The sequence below is a fragment of the Rheinheimera sp. UJ63 genome (assembly GCF_021568285.1).
In the GTDB taxonomy this organism is placed as follows: domain Bacteria; phylum Pseudomonadota; class Gammaproteobacteria; order Enterobacterales; family Alteromonadaceae; genus Alishewanella; species Alishewanella maricola.
Genome location: NZ_JAKGTQ010000004.1, coordinates 263472 through 282061 on the forward strand (window position 1 = coordinate 263472; position 18590 = coordinate 282061).

General features: G+C 45.8%; 15 protein-coding genes. 8 read left to right on the forward strand and 7 right to left on the reverse strand.

The window, feature by feature from the left end; genetic code table 11:
• Positions 1 to 4 precede the first annotated feature (4 nt).
• Entirely contained in the window at positions 5 to 4468 is a 4464-nt protein-coding gene (gene gltB / locus L1N97_RS13230) for a glutamate synthase large subunit (RefSeq protein ID WP_236130107.1), read from the reverse strand.
• A gap of 591 nt (positions 4469 to 5059) precedes the next feature.
• Here gltB and L1N97_RS13235 point away from each other — a divergent pair.
• The gene (locus L1N97_RS13235) at positions 5060 to 7360 is read left to right on the forward strand and encodes an ATP-binding protein (protein ID WP_236130108.1); all 2301 of its coding nucleotides are present in this window, start codon (positions 5060 to 5062) and stop codon (positions 7358 to 7360) included.
• On the opposite strand, the gene arcA is transcribed toward L1N97_RS13235, so the two are convergent.
• Together arcA and L1N97_RS13245 are read right to left on the reverse strand one after the other, a co-directional pair.
• Positions 7361 to 8068 carry a two-component system response regulator ArcA gene (gene arcA, locus L1N97_RS13240; protein WP_226752290.1) on the reverse strand — a complete coding sequence of 236 codons (708 nt, stop codon included), beginning with the start codon at positions 8066 to 8068 and terminating at the stop codon, positions 7361 to 7363. It abuts the gene before it with no gap.
• Positions 8069 to 8254: 186 nt separating this feature from the next.
• Positions 8255 to 9883, reverse strand: a complete 1629-nt coding sequence (locus L1N97_RS13245) for a sensor histidine kinase (RefSeq protein ID WP_236130109.1) — start codon at positions 9881 to 9883, stop codon at positions 8255 to 8257.
• A 135-nt stretch (positions 9884 to 10018) separates the two neighbouring features.
• On the opposite strand from L1N97_RS13245, the gene L1N97_RS13250 reads away from it, so the two are divergent.
• Positions 10019 to 10420, forward strand: a complete 402-nt coding sequence (locus L1N97_RS13250; protein WP_226752292.1) for a DUF3293 domain-containing protein — start codon at positions 10019 to 10021, stop codon at positions 10418 to 10420.
• Here the strand turns inward: L1N97_RS13250 and L1N97_RS13255 are convergent.
• Genes L1N97_RS13255 through trmB form a run of 3 tightly spaced genes read right to left on the reverse strand, consistent with a single transcriptional unit; the run spans position 10417 to position 12493 of the window.
• Positions 10417 to 10734: a hypothetical protein gene (locus L1N97_RS13255; RefSeq protein WP_229586446.1), complete on the reverse strand. Its 318-nt coding sequence runs from the start codon at positions 10732 to 10734 to the stop codon at positions 10417 to 10419. The two genes, L1N97_RS13250 and L1N97_RS13255, sit on opposite strands and share 4 nt — an antisense overlap.
• A gap of 14 nt (positions 10735 to 10748) precedes the next feature.
• Positions 10749 to 11756, reverse strand: coding sequence for a methyltransferase (locus tag L1N97_RS13260; protein WP_236130110.1), 1008 nt, complete (start codon positions 11754 to 11756; stop codon positions 10749 to 10751).
• Positions 11756 to 12493, reverse strand: coding sequence for a tRNA (guanosine(46)-N7)-methyltransferase TrmB (trmB, locus tag L1N97_RS13265; protein WP_236130111.1), 738 nt, complete (start codon positions 12491 to 12493; stop codon positions 11756 to 11758). Before trmB ends, L1N97_RS13260 begins: the two co-directional genes overlap by 1 nt.
• Positions 12494 to 12635: 142 nt before the next feature.
• On the opposite strand from trmB, the gene mutY reads away from it, so the two are divergent.
• From mutY to rlmM, 6 genes are all read left to right on the forward strand, one after another.
• A complete protein-coding gene (gene mutY, locus L1N97_RS13270) occupies positions 12636 to 13694 on the forward strand; it encodes an A/G-specific adenine glycosylase (RefSeq protein WP_236130112.1) in 1059 nt (352 codons plus the stop codon).
• Between the two features lie 12 nt (positions 13695 to 13706).
• Positions 13707 to 13973 (forward strand): oxidative damage protection protein, encoded by a 267-nt coding sequence (locus L1N97_RS13275; protein WP_236130113.1) that lies wholly within the window; start codon positions 13707 to 13709, stop codon positions 13971 to 13973.
• 68 nt (positions 13974 to 14041) lie between these two features.
• Positions 14042 to 14980, forward strand: coding sequence for a transcriptional regulator GcvA (locus tag L1N97_RS13280; RefSeq protein WP_226752298.1), 939 nt, complete (start codon positions 14042 to 14044; stop codon positions 14978 to 14980).
• Complete coding sequence (locus L1N97_RS13285; protein ID WP_236130114.1) at positions 14973 to 15593, forward strand: alpha/beta family hydrolase; 621 nt, start codon at positions 14973 to 14975, stop codon at positions 15591 to 15593. The genes L1N97_RS13280 and L1N97_RS13285 overlap by 8 nt, the downstream gene beginning before the upstream one ends.
• The gene (locus L1N97_RS13290) at positions 15565 to 15936 is read left to right on the forward strand and encodes a DUF423 domain-containing protein (RefSeq protein WP_236130115.1); all 372 of its coding nucleotides are present in this window, start codon (positions 15565 to 15567) and stop codon (positions 15934 to 15936) included. Before L1N97_RS13285 ends, L1N97_RS13290 begins: the two co-directional genes overlap by 29 nt.
• 3 nt (positions 15937 to 15939) lie before the next feature.
• A complete protein-coding gene (rlmM, locus tag L1N97_RS13295; protein WP_236130116.1) occupies positions 15940 to 17019 on the forward strand; it encodes a 23S rRNA (cytidine(2498)-2'-O)-methyltransferase RlmM in 1080 nt (359 codons plus the stop codon).
• Here rlmM and L1N97_RS13300 read toward each other — a convergent pair.
• Entirely contained in the window at positions 17016 to 18203 is a 1188-nt protein-coding gene (locus L1N97_RS13300) for an endonuclease/exonuclease/phosphatase family protein (RefSeq protein ID WP_236130117.1), read from the reverse strand. The genes rlmM and L1N97_RS13300 overlap by 4 nt on opposite strands.
• Positions 18204 to 18590: the final 387 nt, after the last annotated feature.

Here is an 18590-nt window from a genome sequence, read left to right on the forward strand (position 1 = left end):
TCCCTTACATCGCTTGAACACGCAGCTCTGCTGAAGAGCGAGCGCGGTGGCCAAGCAAGGTATTTACATCGCTGGTTTTAGGTTTAACCAGCTTAAACTTCGGTAAATAATGCGTAAAATCATTTAAAATACGCTGCGCTTTGTCACTGCCTGTTTCTTCAACATGTTGATGTAACAAGCTGCGCAAATGTTCTTGCAGGATAGGTGTTTCGACCTCGAGGGCTTCAACCAATTCGGCATTTAAGCGTAATGCTAAATCATCTTGCTCATCTAACAAATAGGCGAAACCACCAGTCATACCTGCGCCAAAGTTCACGCCGGTGCAACCCAGTACCACCACAACACCGCCTGTCATATATTCACAGCAGTTATCGCCGGTCCCTTCGACTACCGCCAAGGCACCCGAATTACGCACCGCGAAACGTTCACCTACCTGACCTGCGGCATATAAACGGCCACCAGTCGCACCGTATAAGCAGGTATTACCGGCAATGGTAAAACCGTTTTTAGCAAAGCTGGCGCCTTTTGCTGGGAAGATGGCAATTTGACCACCGGTCATGCCTTTGCCGACATAATCGTTGGCATCGCCTTGCAAAGATAAGTGCAAGCCACCGGCATTCCACACACCAAAGCTTTGACCCGCAGTACCCACAAACTTAACGCGGATCGGATCGGTTGCCATGCCCTGATTGCCATGCTGGCGAGCAATTAAGCCGGACAAGGCGGCGCCGACGGAACGATCGGTATTGCGGATCGGTAAGTTCAATTGACCACCGGTTTTACGGCTGACCATTTGCTGGCACTTTTCAACCAATAACTGGTTTAACGCACCCGGATCGAATGGCGTGTTGTTTTGTACACAAAACAGTGGTTTATCCGATTTAACACCACTAGATTCGAGGATCGGTGATAAATCTAAACGGCTTTGTTTCAGTGTTTCGGTAGCTTTATGGTCGAGTAAATCAGTGCGACCAATTAGCTCAGTGAGTTCAGTTACCCCTAACTGCGCCATCAGTTCACGAACTTCTTGGGCTAAGAATATGAAATAGTTCATCACCATTTCAGGTAAGCCATTAAAGTGATCACGGCGTAGCGTGGCATCTTGGGTGGCCACACCCGTAGCACAGTTGTTTAAGTGACAGATCCGCAGGAATTTACAGCCCAGCGCCACCATAGGCCCAGTACCAAAACCGAAGCTTTCAGCGCCTAAGATGGCTGCTTTAACCACGTCTAAGCCGGTTTTTAGGCCGCCATCAACTTGTAAGCGCACTCGATCCCGTAAACCGTTATCCACTAAAGCTTGATGAACTTCTGCTAAACCCAGCTCCCATGGACTACCGGCATATTTTACTGAGGTCAGTGGGCTAGCGCCCGTGCCGCCGTCATAGCCAGAAACAGTAATTAAATCGGCATAGGCTTTCGCCACACCGGTGGCAATAGTACCGATGCCAGGCTCTGATACCAATTTAACTGAGATCAGCGCTTGTGGATTAACTTGTTTTAAATCGAAAATCAGCTGCGCTAAATCTTCAATCGAGTAGATGTCATGGTGCGGAGGAGGCGAAATTAATGTCACGCCCGGAACCGAATAACGTAAACGGGCAATTTCGGCGGTGACTTTTTCGCCCGGCAGCTGACCACCTTCACCCGGTTTAGCACCTTGCGCAACCTTGATTTGAATAACTTCGGCATTGACTAAGTAATGCGGAGTGACACCAAAACGACCGGAAGCCACTTGCTTAATTTTCGAGTTCTTTTCTGTACCGAAACGCCGTGGATCTTCACCGCCTTCGCCAGAATTAGAACGACCGCCTAAACGGTTCATGGCAATCGCTAAGGCTTCATGCGCTTCTGGGCTTAAAGCTCCAATCGACATTGCCGCACTATCAAAGCGAGGATATAGGTGTTCTGCAGCAGCAACTTCGGCTAATGGCAGCGGTGTTGCTACCGGTTTTAGTTGAAATAAATCACGAATATGCGCGATCGGCCGCTGATTAACTAAAGCACTGTACTGTTGATATTCTTTGTAATCGCCACTGCGCACAGCCTTTTGTAGCGTTTGCACCACATCAGGGTTGTAAGCATGGTATTCTCCATCGTGTACATATTTTAGTAAGCCACCATGATTCATCGGTTTGCGTTTTAACCAAGCGATATTCGCCAGTTGTTGCGCATCTTGCTGGAAGTCGGCAAAACTTGCACCACTGATGCGTGAAGAAATATCAGCAAAGCATTGCTGTACCACTTCGGCATGAATGCCCACGGCTTCAAATAGGTTTGAACAACGGTAGCTTGCCACCGTAGAGATCCCCATTTTCGACATGATTTTGTACAAGCCTTTGTTGATCCCTTTACGGTAATTCAACACCGCCTGACGTGCACTTAGCGTCAAATTACCTTTCTCAACCAGCTGTTCAACGGTTTCGTAGGCTAAAAACGGGTAAATGGCCGTCGCGCCTAAGCCAATTAATACCGCGAAATGGTGAGAATCACGGGCGGCGGCAGTTTCAATGATGATGTTTGAGTCACAACGTAACTGTGCATTCACCAAAGCTTGTTGCACGGCACCGACCGCCATGGCTGCGGGGATGGGCAATAATTCTTGGCTGATCCGGCGATCGGTTAAAATCACCAAAACCACTTGCTGCTCACGCACCGCGGTAACAATGTCTTGGCACAAATTGGTCACGGCTTGCTGCAAGTTTAGCTTGGCAGGATCAAAATTTAGCGAGAAAATTTGATGGCGATAATATTTATCGTCGGCTTGTTTCAGTTGTTTTAAATCTGAATACATCAGTACCGGAGATTCAAACTGGATGCGCCGTGCATAACCGGCGGTTTCTCTGAACACATTGTGCTCTCGACCAATACTGGTCGCTAATGACATCACATGCGATTCACGTAACGGGTCGATAGGTGGATTAGTCACCTGTGCAAACTGCTGGCGGAAATAATCAAACATGGTGCGTGGCTTGCGCGATAACACGGCCATTGGCGTATCATCACCCATAGAGCCAACGGCTTCTTGACCATCTTTAGCTAATACCGTCATCACTTGGTCGATTTCTTCATAACTGTAGTTAAACAGTTTATGCATCACCAACATTTCATCGTCAGTAAAGGCCCGCTTACCAATTAAGTCTGTTTCATACTGCTCATAAGGCACCAGCCGCTGCACGTTTTCGGTCAACCAACTGCGATAGGGGTGACGTTGCATTAAATCTAAATCGATTTCATCTGAGCGCCAGATCTTGCCATTGATGGTGTCGATTGCCAGCATTTCGCCTGGGCCAACTCGACCTTTTTCCACCACTTCGTCTGGGGTGTAGTCCCAAATACCTACTTCAGAAGCCAAGGTAATTAATTTGTCGCGCGTGATCACAAAGCGAGCAGGGCGCAGGCCATTTCGATCCAGGTTACACGCCACATGCTGGCCATTGGTTAACACGATACCCGCTGGGCCATCCCATGGCTCCATATGCATGGAGTTAAATTCGTAGAAGGCTTTAAGATTATCATCCATCACCTTATTACCCTGCCAAGCAGGCGGCACGAGTAAACGCATCGCACGGAATAAGTCCATACCGCCGGCTAATAGCAACTCAAGCTGATTATCTAAAGAGCTTGAGTCCGAGCCTGTCTGGCCGACAAAGGGCGCTGCATCTAATAAGTCAGGTAATAGTGGCGAGGCAAATTTGTATTGCCGGGCGCGAGCCCACTGCCGGTTACCCGTGATGGTATTAATTTCGCCATTGTGCGCTAAGAAACGGAAAGGCTGTGCTAACTTCCAGCGCGGCATGGTATTGGTAGAAAAACGTTGGTGGAACACGCAAATGGCGGTTTCCATGCGAATATCGGCTAAGTCGAGATAATACTTTGGCAAGTCTGCCGGCATCATCAAGCCTTTAAACACCGTGACCAGTGAAGAGAAGCTGGGGATATAAAAATCGTCATCTTCAGCCAGTTGTTGTTCAACCCGGCGACGAACCATATAAAGTCGGCGTTCTAAATCGTGATCACCCCAGCCGTGTGGCGCATTAACGATCACTTGTTCAATTTTTGGCATTGAGCTCAAGGCCAAAGGGCCGAGCACATTGGCATCAACAGGTACGGTGCGCCATGCTACTAAAGTGAGTGTTTCACGGGCAATTTCTTTGTTGATAATGTCTTTAGCAAAGGCCGCTTTAACCGGATCGGCGCTTAAAAAGATCATTCCTACGCCATATTTTTTGGCCAGGTTCCACTGATTTTCTTCTGCTATCGCCCGAAAAAAACTGTCGGGTTTTTGCATTAATAGGCCGCAACCATCGCCGGTTTTACCGTCGGCAGAAATACCGCCGCGATGTTGCATGCGATCCAGACCATTGATAGCTGTTCTAACAATGCGGTGACTGGCGACACCCTCTAGGTGCGCAATCAGCCCAAAGCCACAGTTCTCTCTTGCCTGACTATGCTGATATAACGCCATGACACGCCTCCAAACTTATCCTGAAAAAAATAAATATTTACTATTTTTGAATTATTATTCTGATTTTTATTTGTGATGCTACGGTGAAAACCGTGCGGCAGTGTTAAAAGAAGAGCTAGTTGTAGCGTGCTTTTATCTGCGTTTTTAGCCATCTATACTTTCAAAGGCTAACAGGTATACCGATATTTTAGTGAAATTGCAAGCGAGATTTACCCTTTGAATGCGGCATTAATGCTGAGCTTGTGCAGTTTTCACTTAAGTTATGCGCTACCTTGTAAAGCTGTAATCCAAGCTGGTGACTTTTAACCGCTACAACAAAGTAGCCCTTACAGATCCAACTGCTTGTTATTAATCACAGTCAAATAATTATGCGTTACTTACTACTGAGTCCGCGAGCTGAACGCCACGGCCACAGCATTGGCAAAGCAAGCAATAACCGCTACTCTAGGTCAATCTTAACCTTAGTAAGTTTAGTGGCTGTTTTCTTATCTGGTAAAATTTATTCAGCCTTTCTTTTAAGGTGATTTCTTTTGCTTTAATAGCGATGTTATCGCTGGCCGCGTAGCCCAAAACAGCAGGAATGTGTTCCATATGCAAAACCCCGTTCACCCTCAAATTAAAGCATTTGCCAGCCGAGTGCGGCATTGGGGGCATTGGCCATTAGGCATATTATTAGTGGTGCTGTTAGCGACGCTGGTATTACTCAGTTATGTTGCTTATACCGCGGTGTTTGATCGTGAAGTGATCTTGCACGAATTACAGTTATTACTGATTTACGTTGTACCGCTATTGTCTTCCGTGATGATGGTGGTGTTTTACTTAGTGCTGAAACTCGATGGCGCTTTGCGTTTTGTTGATGATTCTGCGCAAGCTGAGCGGCAACTCAACCAATCGATGCAAGAAAATATACGCCAGCTTAACTTTGAAATTGAAGAGCGGAAAAAAGCGTTTGAAGCAAAACGCCGAGCCATTGAAGAGTTAAGAAAAGAAATTAGCGAGCGGCGCAAAACTGAGCAGGAGTTAGCTGAGCAAAGCTTATTAATCCGCTCGATTGTTGATAGCTCACCCGATCTTTTTTATTACCGCGATGAAAAGGGCTTATTAGCCAGTTGCAATAAAATGTTTGAAAGCATTATGGCGCGGCCAATGCACGAATTAATTGGGCAAGATTTAACGAAGCTGTATGCTTTTGATAGCCCACAAGCGGCAATCTTGTCTGAGTATGGCTTACCATCACCTGAAACCGAATTAACGCTAGATATCGAATTTAAACAAGCTGACGATTCTGTCAGTTGGTTTGAAATGCGTCATCTGCCTTTTTATGATCGACAAGGGCGGTATATCGGTTTGTTAGGGTTTGGGCGCGATATCACCTCGCGTAAATTAGCCGAACAAGCCTTAGAAAAAGCCTATCAAGATAAAGGCCAATTTATTGCCACTTTAAGTCATGAACTGCGTACGCCGTTAAATGGCATTGTCGGTTTATCGCGCCGTTTACTCAGCAGCAATTTGTCGACCGAGCAATTTAGCTGGGCCAATACTATTTTTACCAGTGCCGAGACGTTGGGTAATATTTTTAACGATATTATCGATCTCGATAAAATTGATCGGCGTGAGCTCGATATTATTTATCAAAGTGTTCACCTGCAGCGCTTTTTACAAGATATCGCCAATTTTGCTGAGTTAATTTGTCAGCAAAAGGGGCTTGAGTTTAGCCTAACCACCAGCGGCAACCCGGATTGTTATTTATTGTTAGATGCCACGCGACTGCGGCAGGTGTTATGGAATTTACTGAGCAACGCCGTTAAGTTTACGCGTCAAGGTCGGGTACAGTTAGACTGTCAAATTATTGATGAGTCGTTACTGCTTAGCGTCAGTGATACCGGTATTGGCATTGCGCAGCATGAGCAAGAGCGGATCTTTGATATGTATTATAAATCGCAAGATGGTCATCGCTTAAGTATTGTCGGCTCAGGTATTGGTTTATCGGTATCACGCGCGCTGGTTGAAGCGATGCAAGGGACTATTCGCGTGCAAAGCCAACAAGGCACGGGTAGCTGCTTTATTGTCGGTTTACCGATTATTAGTGCCGATGCACCCGCCAAAGTTGAGCCGGTTGCGTGCCCTGAGCTCACCATCTTACTCATTGAGGATGTGCCGCTAAACGCCGATATTGCCATTGCCTTACTCGAGCAACGTGGTCATAGCGTGATCCACGCTGAAACAGGCGAGGATGCCTTAGCCTTACTGGATACAGAAGATGATTTAGATTTGGTGTTACTCGATATGCAATTACCTGATATGGATGGGGATGTGATTGCCAGACATATTCGTGCCGAGCCGCATTTGGCGAATTTACCGATTGTCATGCTCAGTGCTAATGTCCGAAAAGCGCAGCAAGCACTAAGCGACATTCGCTTAGATGGTGCTTTAAGTAAGCCACTAAATACGGATAAGTTAGATTTATTATTAGCTGAGCTGTTTTCACCCAGTGCGTTAAAGCGCTTACAGTTAGAGCAGGCTCAGACTAAAGATGATAAGGCAACGCAAGATGATGCCATGCTTGATGATAAAACCTTACAAAGTTATCTGCAGTCATTAGGTAAAGAGGGCATGCAACGCAGCGCGACGTTGTTTGCGCAGCTGTTACCGGGTTATATCAATAAATTATTAGAGGCGGTAGTGCAACAGCATCAAGAAGATCTTGCAGCTAATGCGCATAAGCTTAAAGGCGCTGCGGCAGCGGTGGGTTTACGTTGGGTGCAAGAGCAGGCACGACAATTAGAAGAAACGAGTTTACAGCAAGCAGGTTTAGAGCGAAGGATCTTGGAGTTACATTTTACTACAGAGCAGCATTTAACTGCTCTGCAGCAATATATCGAACGTTACTAATTACTTCTCGAGTTTACCCACAAAGCGGTAACCTTCACCATGGATGGTGCTGATTAACTCTGGGCTATCCACGTCAGATTCGAAATGTTTACGAATACGGCGGATAGTCACATCGACAGTCCGATCGTTTGGCCGTAAATCACGACCTGTCATATGACGGATCAGCTGCTCGCGAGTAAAGATTTTACCTGGGGTGTCTAACATCAGACGTAATGCCCGATACTCACCTTTTGGTAGCCGACGTGCAACGCCGCTTGGTGACGTCAGATTGCGGCTGTTTTCGTCTAATGTCCAACCATTAAACTTTAAGACACTTTTATGTTCTTCCACTACAGGCTGAGCAGAGGTACGGCCTAGCAGGTTACGAGCACGGATGGTCAATTCCCGCGGGTTGAACGGTTTAGTTAAATAATCATCCGCGCCAATTTCTAAGCCTAAAATGCGATCGACTTCGCTATCCCGACCGGTTAAAAAGATCAGACCGATATTTTCTTTTTGGCGTAACTCCCTCGCCAGAATTAAGCCATTCTTACCAGGCAGATTAATATCCATCACGATTAGATTGACTTGATTTTCCTCCAGTTTTTTGTGCATCTCATCGCCATTAATGGCTTCGATCACATCATAACCTTCTCCCTGGAACAGACTTACCAGATTTAATCGGGTAACTTCTTCATCTTCAACGACTAGAATCACAGGTGTTTGCATTGGAGTTAAACCTTATATAGGAAGTGTAAAAGTTAAGTTTTTAAATGCAGGAAACTTGACGTTGTGTTGTCAAATTAGTGCTAATTATAGCGTAAAACGGCAAATGTTAACAAGATTTTTGTTAACATTTGCCGATACTGCCGATTAGAGTATGACTAAGTCTATATAATTCAATCGTTAATGAAATTACTTATTCAGCGGCTGTGCGCTGGTGGGGAAGTCGATATCAATTGTTACGCCGTTTCCTAATTGACTATCCAGGTAAATATTGCCATTTAAAGCTTGAGTAACAAGGTTGTAGACCAAGTGCATACCCAAACCGCTGCCCCCCTCTCCGCGCTTAGTGGTAACAAAGGGATCAAAAATACGTTTACGAATATGCTCAGGCACACCTTTACCATCATCTTTGTAACACAAGTAACAGCGATTTTGGCGCTGCTCGGCACTGATCAGAATATGGCCTTGGCTAGTAGGCTCGTAAGCATGAATAAGACTGTTCATAATCAGGTTAATTAAGATTTGGTTGATGGGCCCAGGTTTGCTGATAATAAATAAGTCGTCTGGACATTGCACCGTCAGTTGATGCGGTGTTTTTTTCAAATGAGGTCTTAATGACAATAACACCTCATTGATCAGCTGTTTTAAATTAAAACGCCGCTGATTTTCGTTGGACTGATCTACCGCTACCTGTTTAAAGCTGCTGATCAAACCGGCCGCTCGTTCTAAATTTCGATAAATGATGCCAAGGTTTTCTTTGCTATCAGCCAAAAAGCGTTCTAACTGATTAGCCGTGAGTTTTTTATCGGCAAAAGCCCGTTCGATATCTTGAATACGATCTTGCATTAAGGTTGACGCGGTCACGCCTAGCCCGATAGGGGTATTCACTTCATGGGCAATGCCCGCCACCATTTGCCCGAGACTGGCCATTTTCTCGGTTTCGACAATTTGCGTTTGATATTTATGTAAGGTTGCGAGGGTGTTCAATAACTCTTGATTGGAGGTTTTTAATGCCAGAGTACGCTCAGTCACTGTCTGCTCGAGGTTTTGGTTTAATTGTTTAATTTCTTGCTCGGCGTGTTCGCGTTTGTGCAGCTCATTTTCAATACGATCCATCATGGTATTAAAGGCCCGGTTTAGCTGATTAAACTCGGTTAATTCGGTGGCTGGGGCACGCACACTGTAGTCTTTACTGCGTGCGACCTGATGCACTAATGCCAATAAGGTATTAATAGGTTTGGTAAAGTATTTTAAAAGCTTAAATGCCAGAAAAAAGCATAACATCAGCGCCATGGCGGCAATCAGCAGGTTTATCAGTGTTTGCTGGCGCTGCGAGCTTAACAGTTCTTGGCGGCTGGCTCTTAAATAAACATAACCAAGCAAGTTGTTATTAAGCATGATGGCTTTGCTTTGTTCCATTAAATCATCATTAACCGCTAGCGTGGTTAAGTGTTCGACTCGATGCTGTTGGGATGGCAAAGCAGCGCTATCTGCTTTATTAAAACTGGCAAAAAAATTGAGTTTGTTCTCAGTGGCATCCCATTGATAAATATGGACATATTTAATCATTGGTATCGAGTTTAACGCTTTTAGGCGTTGTTCTTCTCGTTCTGGATTATGGCTCTGTAAACTGGATTGGGCATTCACCGCAATAATGTTGAGCAAGGAACTGAATTGGTTTTGTTGTTGCGTGTTTTGTCGCAGGTAATCCAGATAATTCGTCAGAAACAAGGTTAACGCCAACGTAATGCTACAAATCAGCATGACTAACCAAATTAAAGCGGCTTTCATTGAGGTGGCTCGGGCTTTAACTGTCATATTGTAGGCAGGACTTCCTTGTTGACACACTAAACTAGCGTTTGATGCTAAACATATATTGGCTTTTTGCAAAGAGTTACTGGAAAAATTATTTTCGCGGTTTATAGTAATCACGAGCAATCAGTAAGGAGCGTGATGATGGAACTGTGGCAACATTACAAAAACAGTATCTTTTTATGTCATCAACGTTTAGCCACGCATCTTAGCTTTGCCATTGTCAGTGCACAAAACCCCGCAGGAGTAAATGCACCAGCCGTGTACAACCGCTTGCTGGATAAACAACTGCAAGCACAGCTGCAGCAAACCGGCTTAGCGTATCGCTCGGTTATCGGCTCGGCCCCAGATCGTTCCTTTGAAGAAAGAAGTTGGATGGTGTTGTGCGATAAAGTCCAAGCGATTGCACTTGGGAGATTGTTTACGCAAAATGCTATTTTTTGGGTTGATAAGAACGAGCTGTATCTCGTGCCAGTTTTAATGCAACAGCCAGAAGAGCACTTAGGGGGTTTTGCTAATCGTCTGGTGCTGTTACCGGCTTAACGTTCACGTCGTAACACTTGTAATATCGCTTCAACCTCAATCGGTAAATCGCTTTGTAATTGCTGCTTTAAACGTAGTTGAGCAAGTCGCGCTTCAGGTGTCGTTGCGGGGGCGAGCAGTGGGCTAAAATCGGTTACGCAAATACAGCGTACCGCCATTTTATTCACATCGGGCAATTGCACGGCTCGATAAATTTGATGTGGGCAGGCGGTAGTACGCAAACTGGACTGTAAGCAACTCTTAACCTGCTCAGCCGATAACTCGGCGCTGCAGGCTAAGAGTAACAGTAACAATAATCGTGCTCCAATCGGCATAATTAACCTTTAAATTAATGCTTTACCACTTGGTATATCACAAAACCATGGCGTTTCGCCAGAACGTTAACTTTACCAAAGGCTTGTTCAAACAGTTGCTGATAAGCTAAGTGGTTATTGGCCACTACCGTCAGCGTTCCGCCTTTTTGCAGGCGTTGTACGCTTTGACTGATCAAGGCTTCGCTGATGCTGTAATCGGTTTTAATCCCAGTATGAAACGGCGGGTTGCTGACAATATGTTTAAAGGTTAAGGGCTGTGCCGGCAAACCATCTGCCGCGACCACTTCGCCTTTTAAACCATTCGCTTTTAACGTCGCAACCGTTGCCTTTACGGCTAACGCGGAGATGTCAGAGCAGTATAATTCAATGGCCGGTGCCTGCTGTTTTAAATAGGCACCAATAATGCCGGCACCACAAGCAAAGTCGAGCACCATGCCATCTTGAATATGCGCTACATGTTCAAGTAGCAATGCCGTGCCTTTATCCAGTTTGCCATGATTAAACACGCCGGGTAGCGAACACACCTTAAGGGGGCTATTAGCTAAGGTAAGTGAGAACTCACTTAGCCGGTTTGCAGGAAGAGAATCAAGCGCCCCGCTTAATGAAAACCATAAACAATGCTTGGCATTATCTAATTTGTGCGCATGCAAACCCAATTTCTCGGCGTGCGTGACCAGACTTTTAATACCGCCTTTATTATCACCCACTAAGAATAGCTGTGCGTCCGCGGCTAAAGCGCCGCTAATTAATTGCAGGGTGCCCGCCAGTTGCTCTTTGCTTTTGGGGTAGAAAAGCACCACGGTATTAAATTGTTCTGTAAACTTCGGCTCGGCGCTAAAGTAAACGTTTTTAGCTGCGCGTTGCCATTGATGATTGACCGCCGCATCAGTGGTAAAACAGCTGAACGAAGACAGTTCGTGCAACTGATGCGACAGTAGGTCGGCTTCAGGCTCAACAAAAAGAACAGCGCCAGTTAAATCGGCGAGGTTACGTAAAATCAGCTGACTGGTGTTAGCAAGCATTAACTTATCCTTTTAAACATAAGATCCCAAACACCATGCCCAAGTTTCTGCCCACGTTGTTCAAATTTGGTCAGCGGGCGATGTTCTGGTCGCTCGACATAGTTATTGCTCGCCGATAAATTAGTAAATCCCTCGGCATGTTGCATGACTTCAAGCATATGCTCAGCGTAGTTTTCCCAATCGGTGGCCATATGAAACACGCCACCTATTTTCAGTTTACTGCGCAGTGCTTGCACGAATTCAGCTTGAACAATGCGACGCTTGTGATGGCGTTTTTTATGCCATGGATCGGGGAAAAACAGCTGCACGGTATCCAGGCTTTGCTCTGGGATCATATGCGCTAAAACCTCTACCGCATCATGCTCAAATACTTTTAAGTTTTTAACTTGTTGTGTTACCGCTTCTGATAAACAAGCGCCCACACCAGGCCGATGCACTTCAATGCCGATAAAATCATGATCGGTCGCCGCTTGCGCCATCGCCACCAGCGATTTACCCATACCAAAACCGATTTCAAGTACTCGTGGCGCTGAGCGCGCAAACACTTGGTCAAGGTCAAGTAAACTGGGTTGATAATCAATGCCGTATTCTGACCAATAGTTATCTAGAGCATGTTGCTGACCTTTAGTTAGGCGGCCTTCACGCAGCACAAAAGAGCGGATCCGTCGCAGATAGGGGGTTTCAGTTGATGGCGATGCATTTTGCTCGCGCTGCGCGTTGTTGTCCTCTGTGCTCATTTTTTGCTCCGTACACTAAATGGGGGCGTATTATCCTTGGAATAGCCTTCAAGCTCAACCTAATAAAATAGCGCTGATCTGCTACACTGCGCCGCAGCATAATTAGGCGGCGCATAGCAAGCGGTTTTGAGGAGAATAAATAGTGCAGTACGCAACGTGGTTTGCCGAGCAATTGGTGCATTGGCAACGGCAACATGGTCGCAATAACTTGCCATGGCAAGTGCAAAAAAGCCCTTATAAAACCTGGCTATCGGAAGTGATGTTGCAACAAACACAGGTAGCAACGGTGATCCCGTATTTTGAACGTTTTGTGCAGCGTTTCCCTGATATTCAAAGCTTGGCGCAAGCGCCGATTGACGAAGTGTTACATCTGTGGACTGGCTTAGGTTATTACGCTCGAGCCCGCAATCTGCATAAAGCGGCGGTTGAAATTGTTATCGCGCATGCGGGGCAATTCCCTACTGATTTCGAGCAGATTGTTGCATTGCCTGGCATTGGGCGTTCTACGGCGGGCGCCATCTTATCGCTGGCGCTGGGTCAGCATTACCCCATTTTAGATGGTAACTGTAAAAGAGTCTTAGCGCGTTTCGCCGGTATTGCCGGCTGGCCAGGACAAAAACAGGTAGAGCAACAACTTTGGCAGTTGGCAGAGCAATTGACCCCAGCCGACACTTTTGCTGAATTTAACCAGGGTATGATGGATTTGGGCGCCTCACTTTGTAGTCGCAGTAAACCTCGCTGCGCCGAGTGCCCACTGCAACGACATTGTTTGGCGGCATTACAAGGTGATCAAGCCTTGTATCCGGGCAAAAAACCGAAAAAAACCATACCCGAGAAGCAAAGTTTTTGGTTGCTATTACAACATCAGCAGCAAGTTTATATGTTGCAGCGCCCAGCTAGTGGTTTGTGGGGCGGCTTATTTGGTTTTCTAGAGTTTAACAGTGCCGAGTTACGTGATGAGTATCTTGCACTGCAAGGTTTAGCCGCAATGCCACAGCATGAGTTGGCCGGGTTTCGGCATACTTTTAGCCATTTTCATTTATGGATCCAACCCATACTGCTCAAGCTTGAGCGCTTACCCGCAATGGTACAGGAGCAATCTACAGCAACTTGGTTTACAATAGACCCCATACCTGAGGTTGGCTTGTCTGCTCCGGCAAAACAACTGCTGCAGCAACTCGCTGTGTATTCGCCTGATTAAGGAAATGAGTTTATGAGTCGTACGGTTTATTGTCAGTTTTTGAAAAAAGAAGCACCGGGTTTAGATTTTCAGTTCTACCCAGGTGAATTAGGCAAAAGAGTCTTTGATAACATCAGTAAAGAAGCCTGGGCGCAATGGCAAACCAAGCAAGTGATGCTGATTAACGAAAAAAAATTAAATATGATGAACGTTGAACACCGTAAACTGTTAGAAGAGCAAATGATTGCTTTTTTATTTGAGGGTCAAGACGTTGAGATTGAAGGCTACAAACCGCAGTAATCACCGTGCTAAACCGCATTGCTGCTTAGCGTGAACTTGCCTGATGACTAATTAATGAATGGATTTTTATGGCTCGCCGTCTGCCACCGCTTAACGCTTTAAAGGCATTTGAAACTGCCGCCCGGCATCTTAGTTTTACCAAGGCGGCAGAGGAAATGTATGTCACTCAGGCTGCGATTAGTCATCAAATTAAAGCGCTTGAAGATCATCTTGGGCTGAAACTTTTTATGCGTAAAAACCGCTCTTTACTCTTAACGGAAGAAGGGCAGAGTTATTTTTTAGACATTAAAGAGATTTTCCTACAATTACACGACGCCACTGAAAAGCTGTTAGCGCGTGGTGCCAAAGGCGCGTTAACGGTTAGCTTGCAGCCAAGCTTTGCTATTCAATGGTTAGTGCCGCGTTTGAACCAGTTTAGCGAGTTGCACCCTGATATCGATGTGCGTATTAAAGCGGTTGATTTAGACGAAGGCTCTTTGACCGATGATGTCGATGTCGCGATTTATTATGGCCGTGGCAATTGGCGTAATCTGGTGGCCGAAAAGCTGCATACCGAATACTTATTACCGGTATGTTCACCGCTGTTACTTAACGGCAGTAAGCCATTACTTGAGCCAGACGATTTACGCTTTCATAACTTATTGCATGATGGCTCTCGCCGCGCTTGGAAATCGTGGTTTTCAAGCCAAGGCTTTAAAAACTTTAACGTGAATCAAGGGCCTATTTTCAGTCACTCGTCGATGGTGCTGCAGGCTGCTATTCATGGTCAAGGTGTTGCCTTGGCACATAATGTGTTAGCGCGACCCGACATCACTTCTGGCCGATTGTTTGTGCCGTTTAATCATGTATTGATCAGCAAAGACTCGTACTACTTAGTGCATCGTGAAAGCCAAACCGAATTGGGGAAAATTGCCGCGTTTCGTCAATGGATGCTTGATATGGTGTTGGCCGAGCAAGCCGATTTTACCGAGCAGCATTTTACCAATGCGGTAGCGCTGGATGAGTAAAACAGCGGTAAAGTTGTTATTAGCACATGGGGCGGGGGCATCTTGTCACAGCGACTTTATGCAGCAACTGTGTTCAGCGCTCTTTGCAGAGCAAATTGAAGTAAGCTTATTTCATTTTGGTTATATGCAAACTCGACTAGACGGTGGCAGTCGACGGCCGCCGCCCAAAGCCACTTTGTTGCAACCTGAATTAATGGCGGCATTACAGCAGTTTACCCGCGATGGTCAGCCTTGTTTTATTGCGGGTAAGTCAATGGGAGGGCGTATTGCCTCTATGTTAGCGGCAGATCCAGAGGCTACGGCAATGTTGGCGGGCTGCTTTGTTTATGGTTATCCGTTTCATGCGCCGGGTAAAAGTGTTTGGCGAACGGCGCATTTTAGTCAACTGACTGTCCCCTTAGTGATTTTGCAAGGCGAACGCGACCCTTTTGGCAAGCGAAATGAGGTGGCCGCTAAACATTGGCCTGGCGTAGTTCTGCACTGGTTAAACAGTGGCGACCATGATTTTAAACCGTTAAAAAGCAGTGGTCAGTCGCAAGCTTCGCTTATTATTGAAGCGGCTAGCATTACTCGAAGGTACATTGATGCAATTTTGGATGAAACTCAGCCGTAGTTTAGCGGCATTATATGGTGCGGCGGTGGTGGCTTTAGCGGCTTTGCTGATGCATTTATGGCAAAGCGCACTGCCACCCGATGCGGCAACACGTATCGTGATTGCCTTGGCATTACTGGCGTTGCATAGCTTAGCTTTGCTGCAACTAGATAGTAAAACCGGCAGTCGCTTATTAGCCTTAACCGCAGCGTTATGGCAGCTGGGAATTTGGTTATTTTGTTGGACGTTACTTGCCGGGGCTTTGCAATTACCCGGTTATTTTTCTGCTTTGGCGCCATTAGGCGGTCAAAGTTTTATTTTAGGCTGGCTGGTTTTGGCAATCGCCAACTGGCGCAGGGATTAATCAATGAAACAGTTAATGCTTTATTGTCGTGCAGGTTTTGAGAAAGAATGTGCGGCAGAAATTCAAGATCAGGCAGCAGCCTTTAACGTCTTTGGCTTTTGTAAATTAAAAGCCAATAGCGCTTTTGTTATTTTCGAGGCTTACGACGCAGACAGTTTACGAGCGTTTTATCGTGATTTTGACTTTCGTGACTTTATCTTTATCCGTCAATGGATCCTGTTATTGGCCGAGCCCTTAACCTTACCGGCAACCGATCGTATTGCACCGGTGTTAGAAGCCGCTTTAGCTCAAGAAGTAACCAGTTGCGGTGAGCTACGGGTGGAATTTCCAGATACCAATGATGGTAAAACCTTGTCGACGTTAGCGCGTAAATTTACGGTACCTTTGCGTCAAGCTTTACGCCAAGCGGGCGTGATGTTACCCAAAGAGCAAAAGCGTGCTGCAGTGCTGCATTTGTTTTTAATATCAGGTAACGAAGGCTATTTGGGCCTGTCTTACCCAGAGAATAACTCTCCGTTAGAAAACGGCATTCTACGCTTAAAGTTTCCAGCAGAGGCGCCCAGTCGCAGTACCTTAAAACTAGAAGAAGCGTTTTTGAGTTTTATTCCGCGCGATGAATGGGAGACCCGTTTAGCGCCGGGCATGAATGCGGTAGATTTAGGCGCAAGCCCAGGAGGTTGGACTTACCAATTAGTCAAACGCAGCATGATGGTTACGGCTATTGATAACGGTCCGATGGCGGATTCATTAATGGACACCGGGCAAGTTAAACACCAGACGGTGGATGGCTTTAAATTTGAACCGAAGAAACGTAATGTCTATTGGTTGGTTTGCGACATGATTGAACAACCACAGCGGGTTGCTCCTTTAATTGCGTCGTGGTTAGTGAAAGGCTGGTGTCAGGAAACGATCTTTAACTTAAAATTGCCGATGAAACGCCGTTACGAAACGGTCAAAGAAGTCCTTGCTGATTTTGAACAGATTTTACAGCAGGCCGGTTTAGGTTACGAGTTACAAGTAAAACACTTGTACCATGACCGAGAAGAAGTCACAGTACATGTGTTGTCGTTGGCTAAGCGTTAATTCGCGGTAAGTTCGAGTTCCAGCCAGACTAAACGATGGTCTGAGCTGGCTTCTCGGGTGCCAATTAGATAATAATCAGCGGTATCTTTTGCGGGCCAAAATACACCTGCGTCTTTAATGTTAAATCCCTGCTTCGATGGTAAAACATAATCAGCACGCATCCGCCAACTGGCAGTGTGACTTGCCGCAAATTCACGATCTGGGCTGTGCTCTAACCCACCTGCACTTTGTGGCACCACGCTATTGTTAACGCTCGGGTGGCTTGTTAAGCCCGCAATGCCGGTTAATAAGGCATCCCCTTCGCCTTCGGCTGAGGCATTTAAATCACCCAAGATCACAAAGGGTTGCTGTTGTGCAATACCACCGAGCTGTCCTTGATCATCGTAAATATAACCTGAAGTCTCAGCGGATAGATAATCAGTCCAGAAGCGAATTTCGTCGTGATTACGTTTGCCATTGCGATTTTCCGGGCCGTCAAAAACAGGGGGCGTAGGGTGACTGATCAGCAAATGCACCGTTTTGCCGCCCACTAACACCGGCACATCCCAATGTGACTTTGATGATAACGGAAACTCTTGCCAAGCTTCTTTACTATACCAAGGCTTGCCATCCGCTTGTAACGTGGGCAAATGTTGTGGCATGTCTTTCCATTTGAAATGCTGAAATGTGCGCACTTGCTCAGTAACGATAGGGTATTTAGACAACAAGACCATGCCATATTGTCCGGGATAAAAACCAAAGCCCCAAGCATCGTTGCCAACCCCAGTCGCTTTACCGTTGTTATCCAAATCATAAGGGCTGGGTTGGCCGGTATTAACGGTATGGTAATAAAAGTAGGGATAATCGATAGCTTTACTACCGGCTTGAGCTTGCTGCAGATAATTATTGATAAACGCCTGCACGCCTTGCTCAGGATCGGCAATATAGTCAAATTCATTGAGTAACAGGATATCAGGCCTGACGCGCTGAATAATCGCCGCAATGTTTTTTACTTGCGGATGATTTTTGCTGGCGAGCACATCCATTAATACCTCTGGGCTGCCTTTTTCACCCTTTTTCAGATAATTGTCGGCTTCCATACTGACATTAAAGGTGGCAACTTTCAGCGTTTGTTGTGCTAAGAGTGAGCTGGGTAGCATAGTGAACATCGCCATAATAAAAACATTAATTACATTTATATGCATAACGTTACCTAAAGATTAACAGCCTATCGTTAGACTCGCCAAGTGAGTGAAGCTATCGAGAAGTGATGAGGTTGTCTAAAGATTTGTTAAGCAATTTTACAGTAGAAATATGAATAGCTTATGAAGAAAAGCGCTTATCGGTAATTAATCGCCAAAAAAAGATATTTTTTGAGCGTTTTTGCCTCATATTATTCGCATCAGAAATCAGTCATGTTACAATCGTATGACGGGATTTGCTTTGGCAATAGAACAATAGAAAAGTTCCCGTAATTTGGTAAACGTAACGAAAATGACATATTTGTCCGTTATGCTCGCCAGCAGATTGATAGCAATCTTACAAAACTAAATCGGATTTAGCTAAGAACCCACAACTACCAGGTGAAAACG

Excerpts from the sequence above, each read along its gene's own strand:
- arcA (WP_226752290.1), bottom strand. The coding sequence starts at position 8,068 with ATGCAAACACCTGTGATTCTAGTCGTTGAAGATGAAGAAGTTACCCGA.
- L1N97_RS13280 (WP_226752298.1), top strand. The coding sequence starts at position 14,042 with ATGGCTCGCCGTCTGCCACCGCTTAACGCTTTAAAGGCATTTGAAACT.
- L1N97_RS13300 (WP_236130117.1), bottom strand. The coding sequence starts at position 18,203 with ATGCATATAAATGTAATTAATGTTTTTATTATGGCGATGTTCACTATG.
- L1N97_RS13260 (WP_236130110.1), bottom strand. The coding sequence starts at position 11,756 with ATGCTTGCTAACACCAGTCAGCTGATTTTACGTAACCTCGCCGATTTA.
- L1N97_RS13255 (WP_229586446.1), bottom strand. The coding sequence starts at position 10,734 with ATGCCGATTGGAGCACGATTATTGTTACTGTTACTCTTAGCCTGCAGC.
- L1N97_RS13275 (WP_236130113.1), top strand. The coding sequence starts at position 13,707 with ATGAGTCGTACGGTTTATTGTCAGTTTTTGAAAAAAGAAGCACCGGGT.
- gltB (WP_236130107.1), bottom strand. The coding sequence starts at position 4,468 with ATGGCGTTATATCAGCATAGTCAGGCAAGAGAGAACTGTGGCTTTGGG.
- L1N97_RS13235 (WP_236130108.1), top strand. The coding sequence starts at position 5,060 with ATGCAAAACCCCGTTCACCCTCAAATTAAAGCATTTGCCAGCCGAGTG.
- trmB (WP_236130111.1), bottom strand. The coding sequence starts at position 12,493 with ATGAGCACAGAGGACAACAACGCGCAGCGCGAGCAAAATGCATCGCCA.
- L1N97_RS13290 (WP_236130115.1), top strand. The coding sequence starts at position 15,565 with ATGCAATTTTGGATGAAACTCAGCCGTAGTTTAGCGGCATTATATGGT.
- L1N97_RS13285 (WP_236130114.1), top strand. The coding sequence starts at position 14,973 with ATGAGTAAAACAGCGGTAAAGTTGTTATTAGCACATGGGGCGGGGGCA.
- rlmM (WP_236130116.1), top strand. The coding sequence starts at position 15,940 with ATGAAACAGTTAATGCTTTATTGTCGTGCAGGTTTTGAGAAAGAATGT.
- L1N97_RS13250 (WP_226752292.1), top strand. The coding sequence starts at position 10,019 with ATGATGGAACTGTGGCAACATTACAAAAACAGTATCTTTTTATGTCAT.
- L1N97_RS13245 (WP_236130109.1), bottom strand. The coding sequence starts at position 9,883 with ATGACAGTTAAAGCCCGAGCCACCTCAATGAAAGCCGCTTTAATTTGG.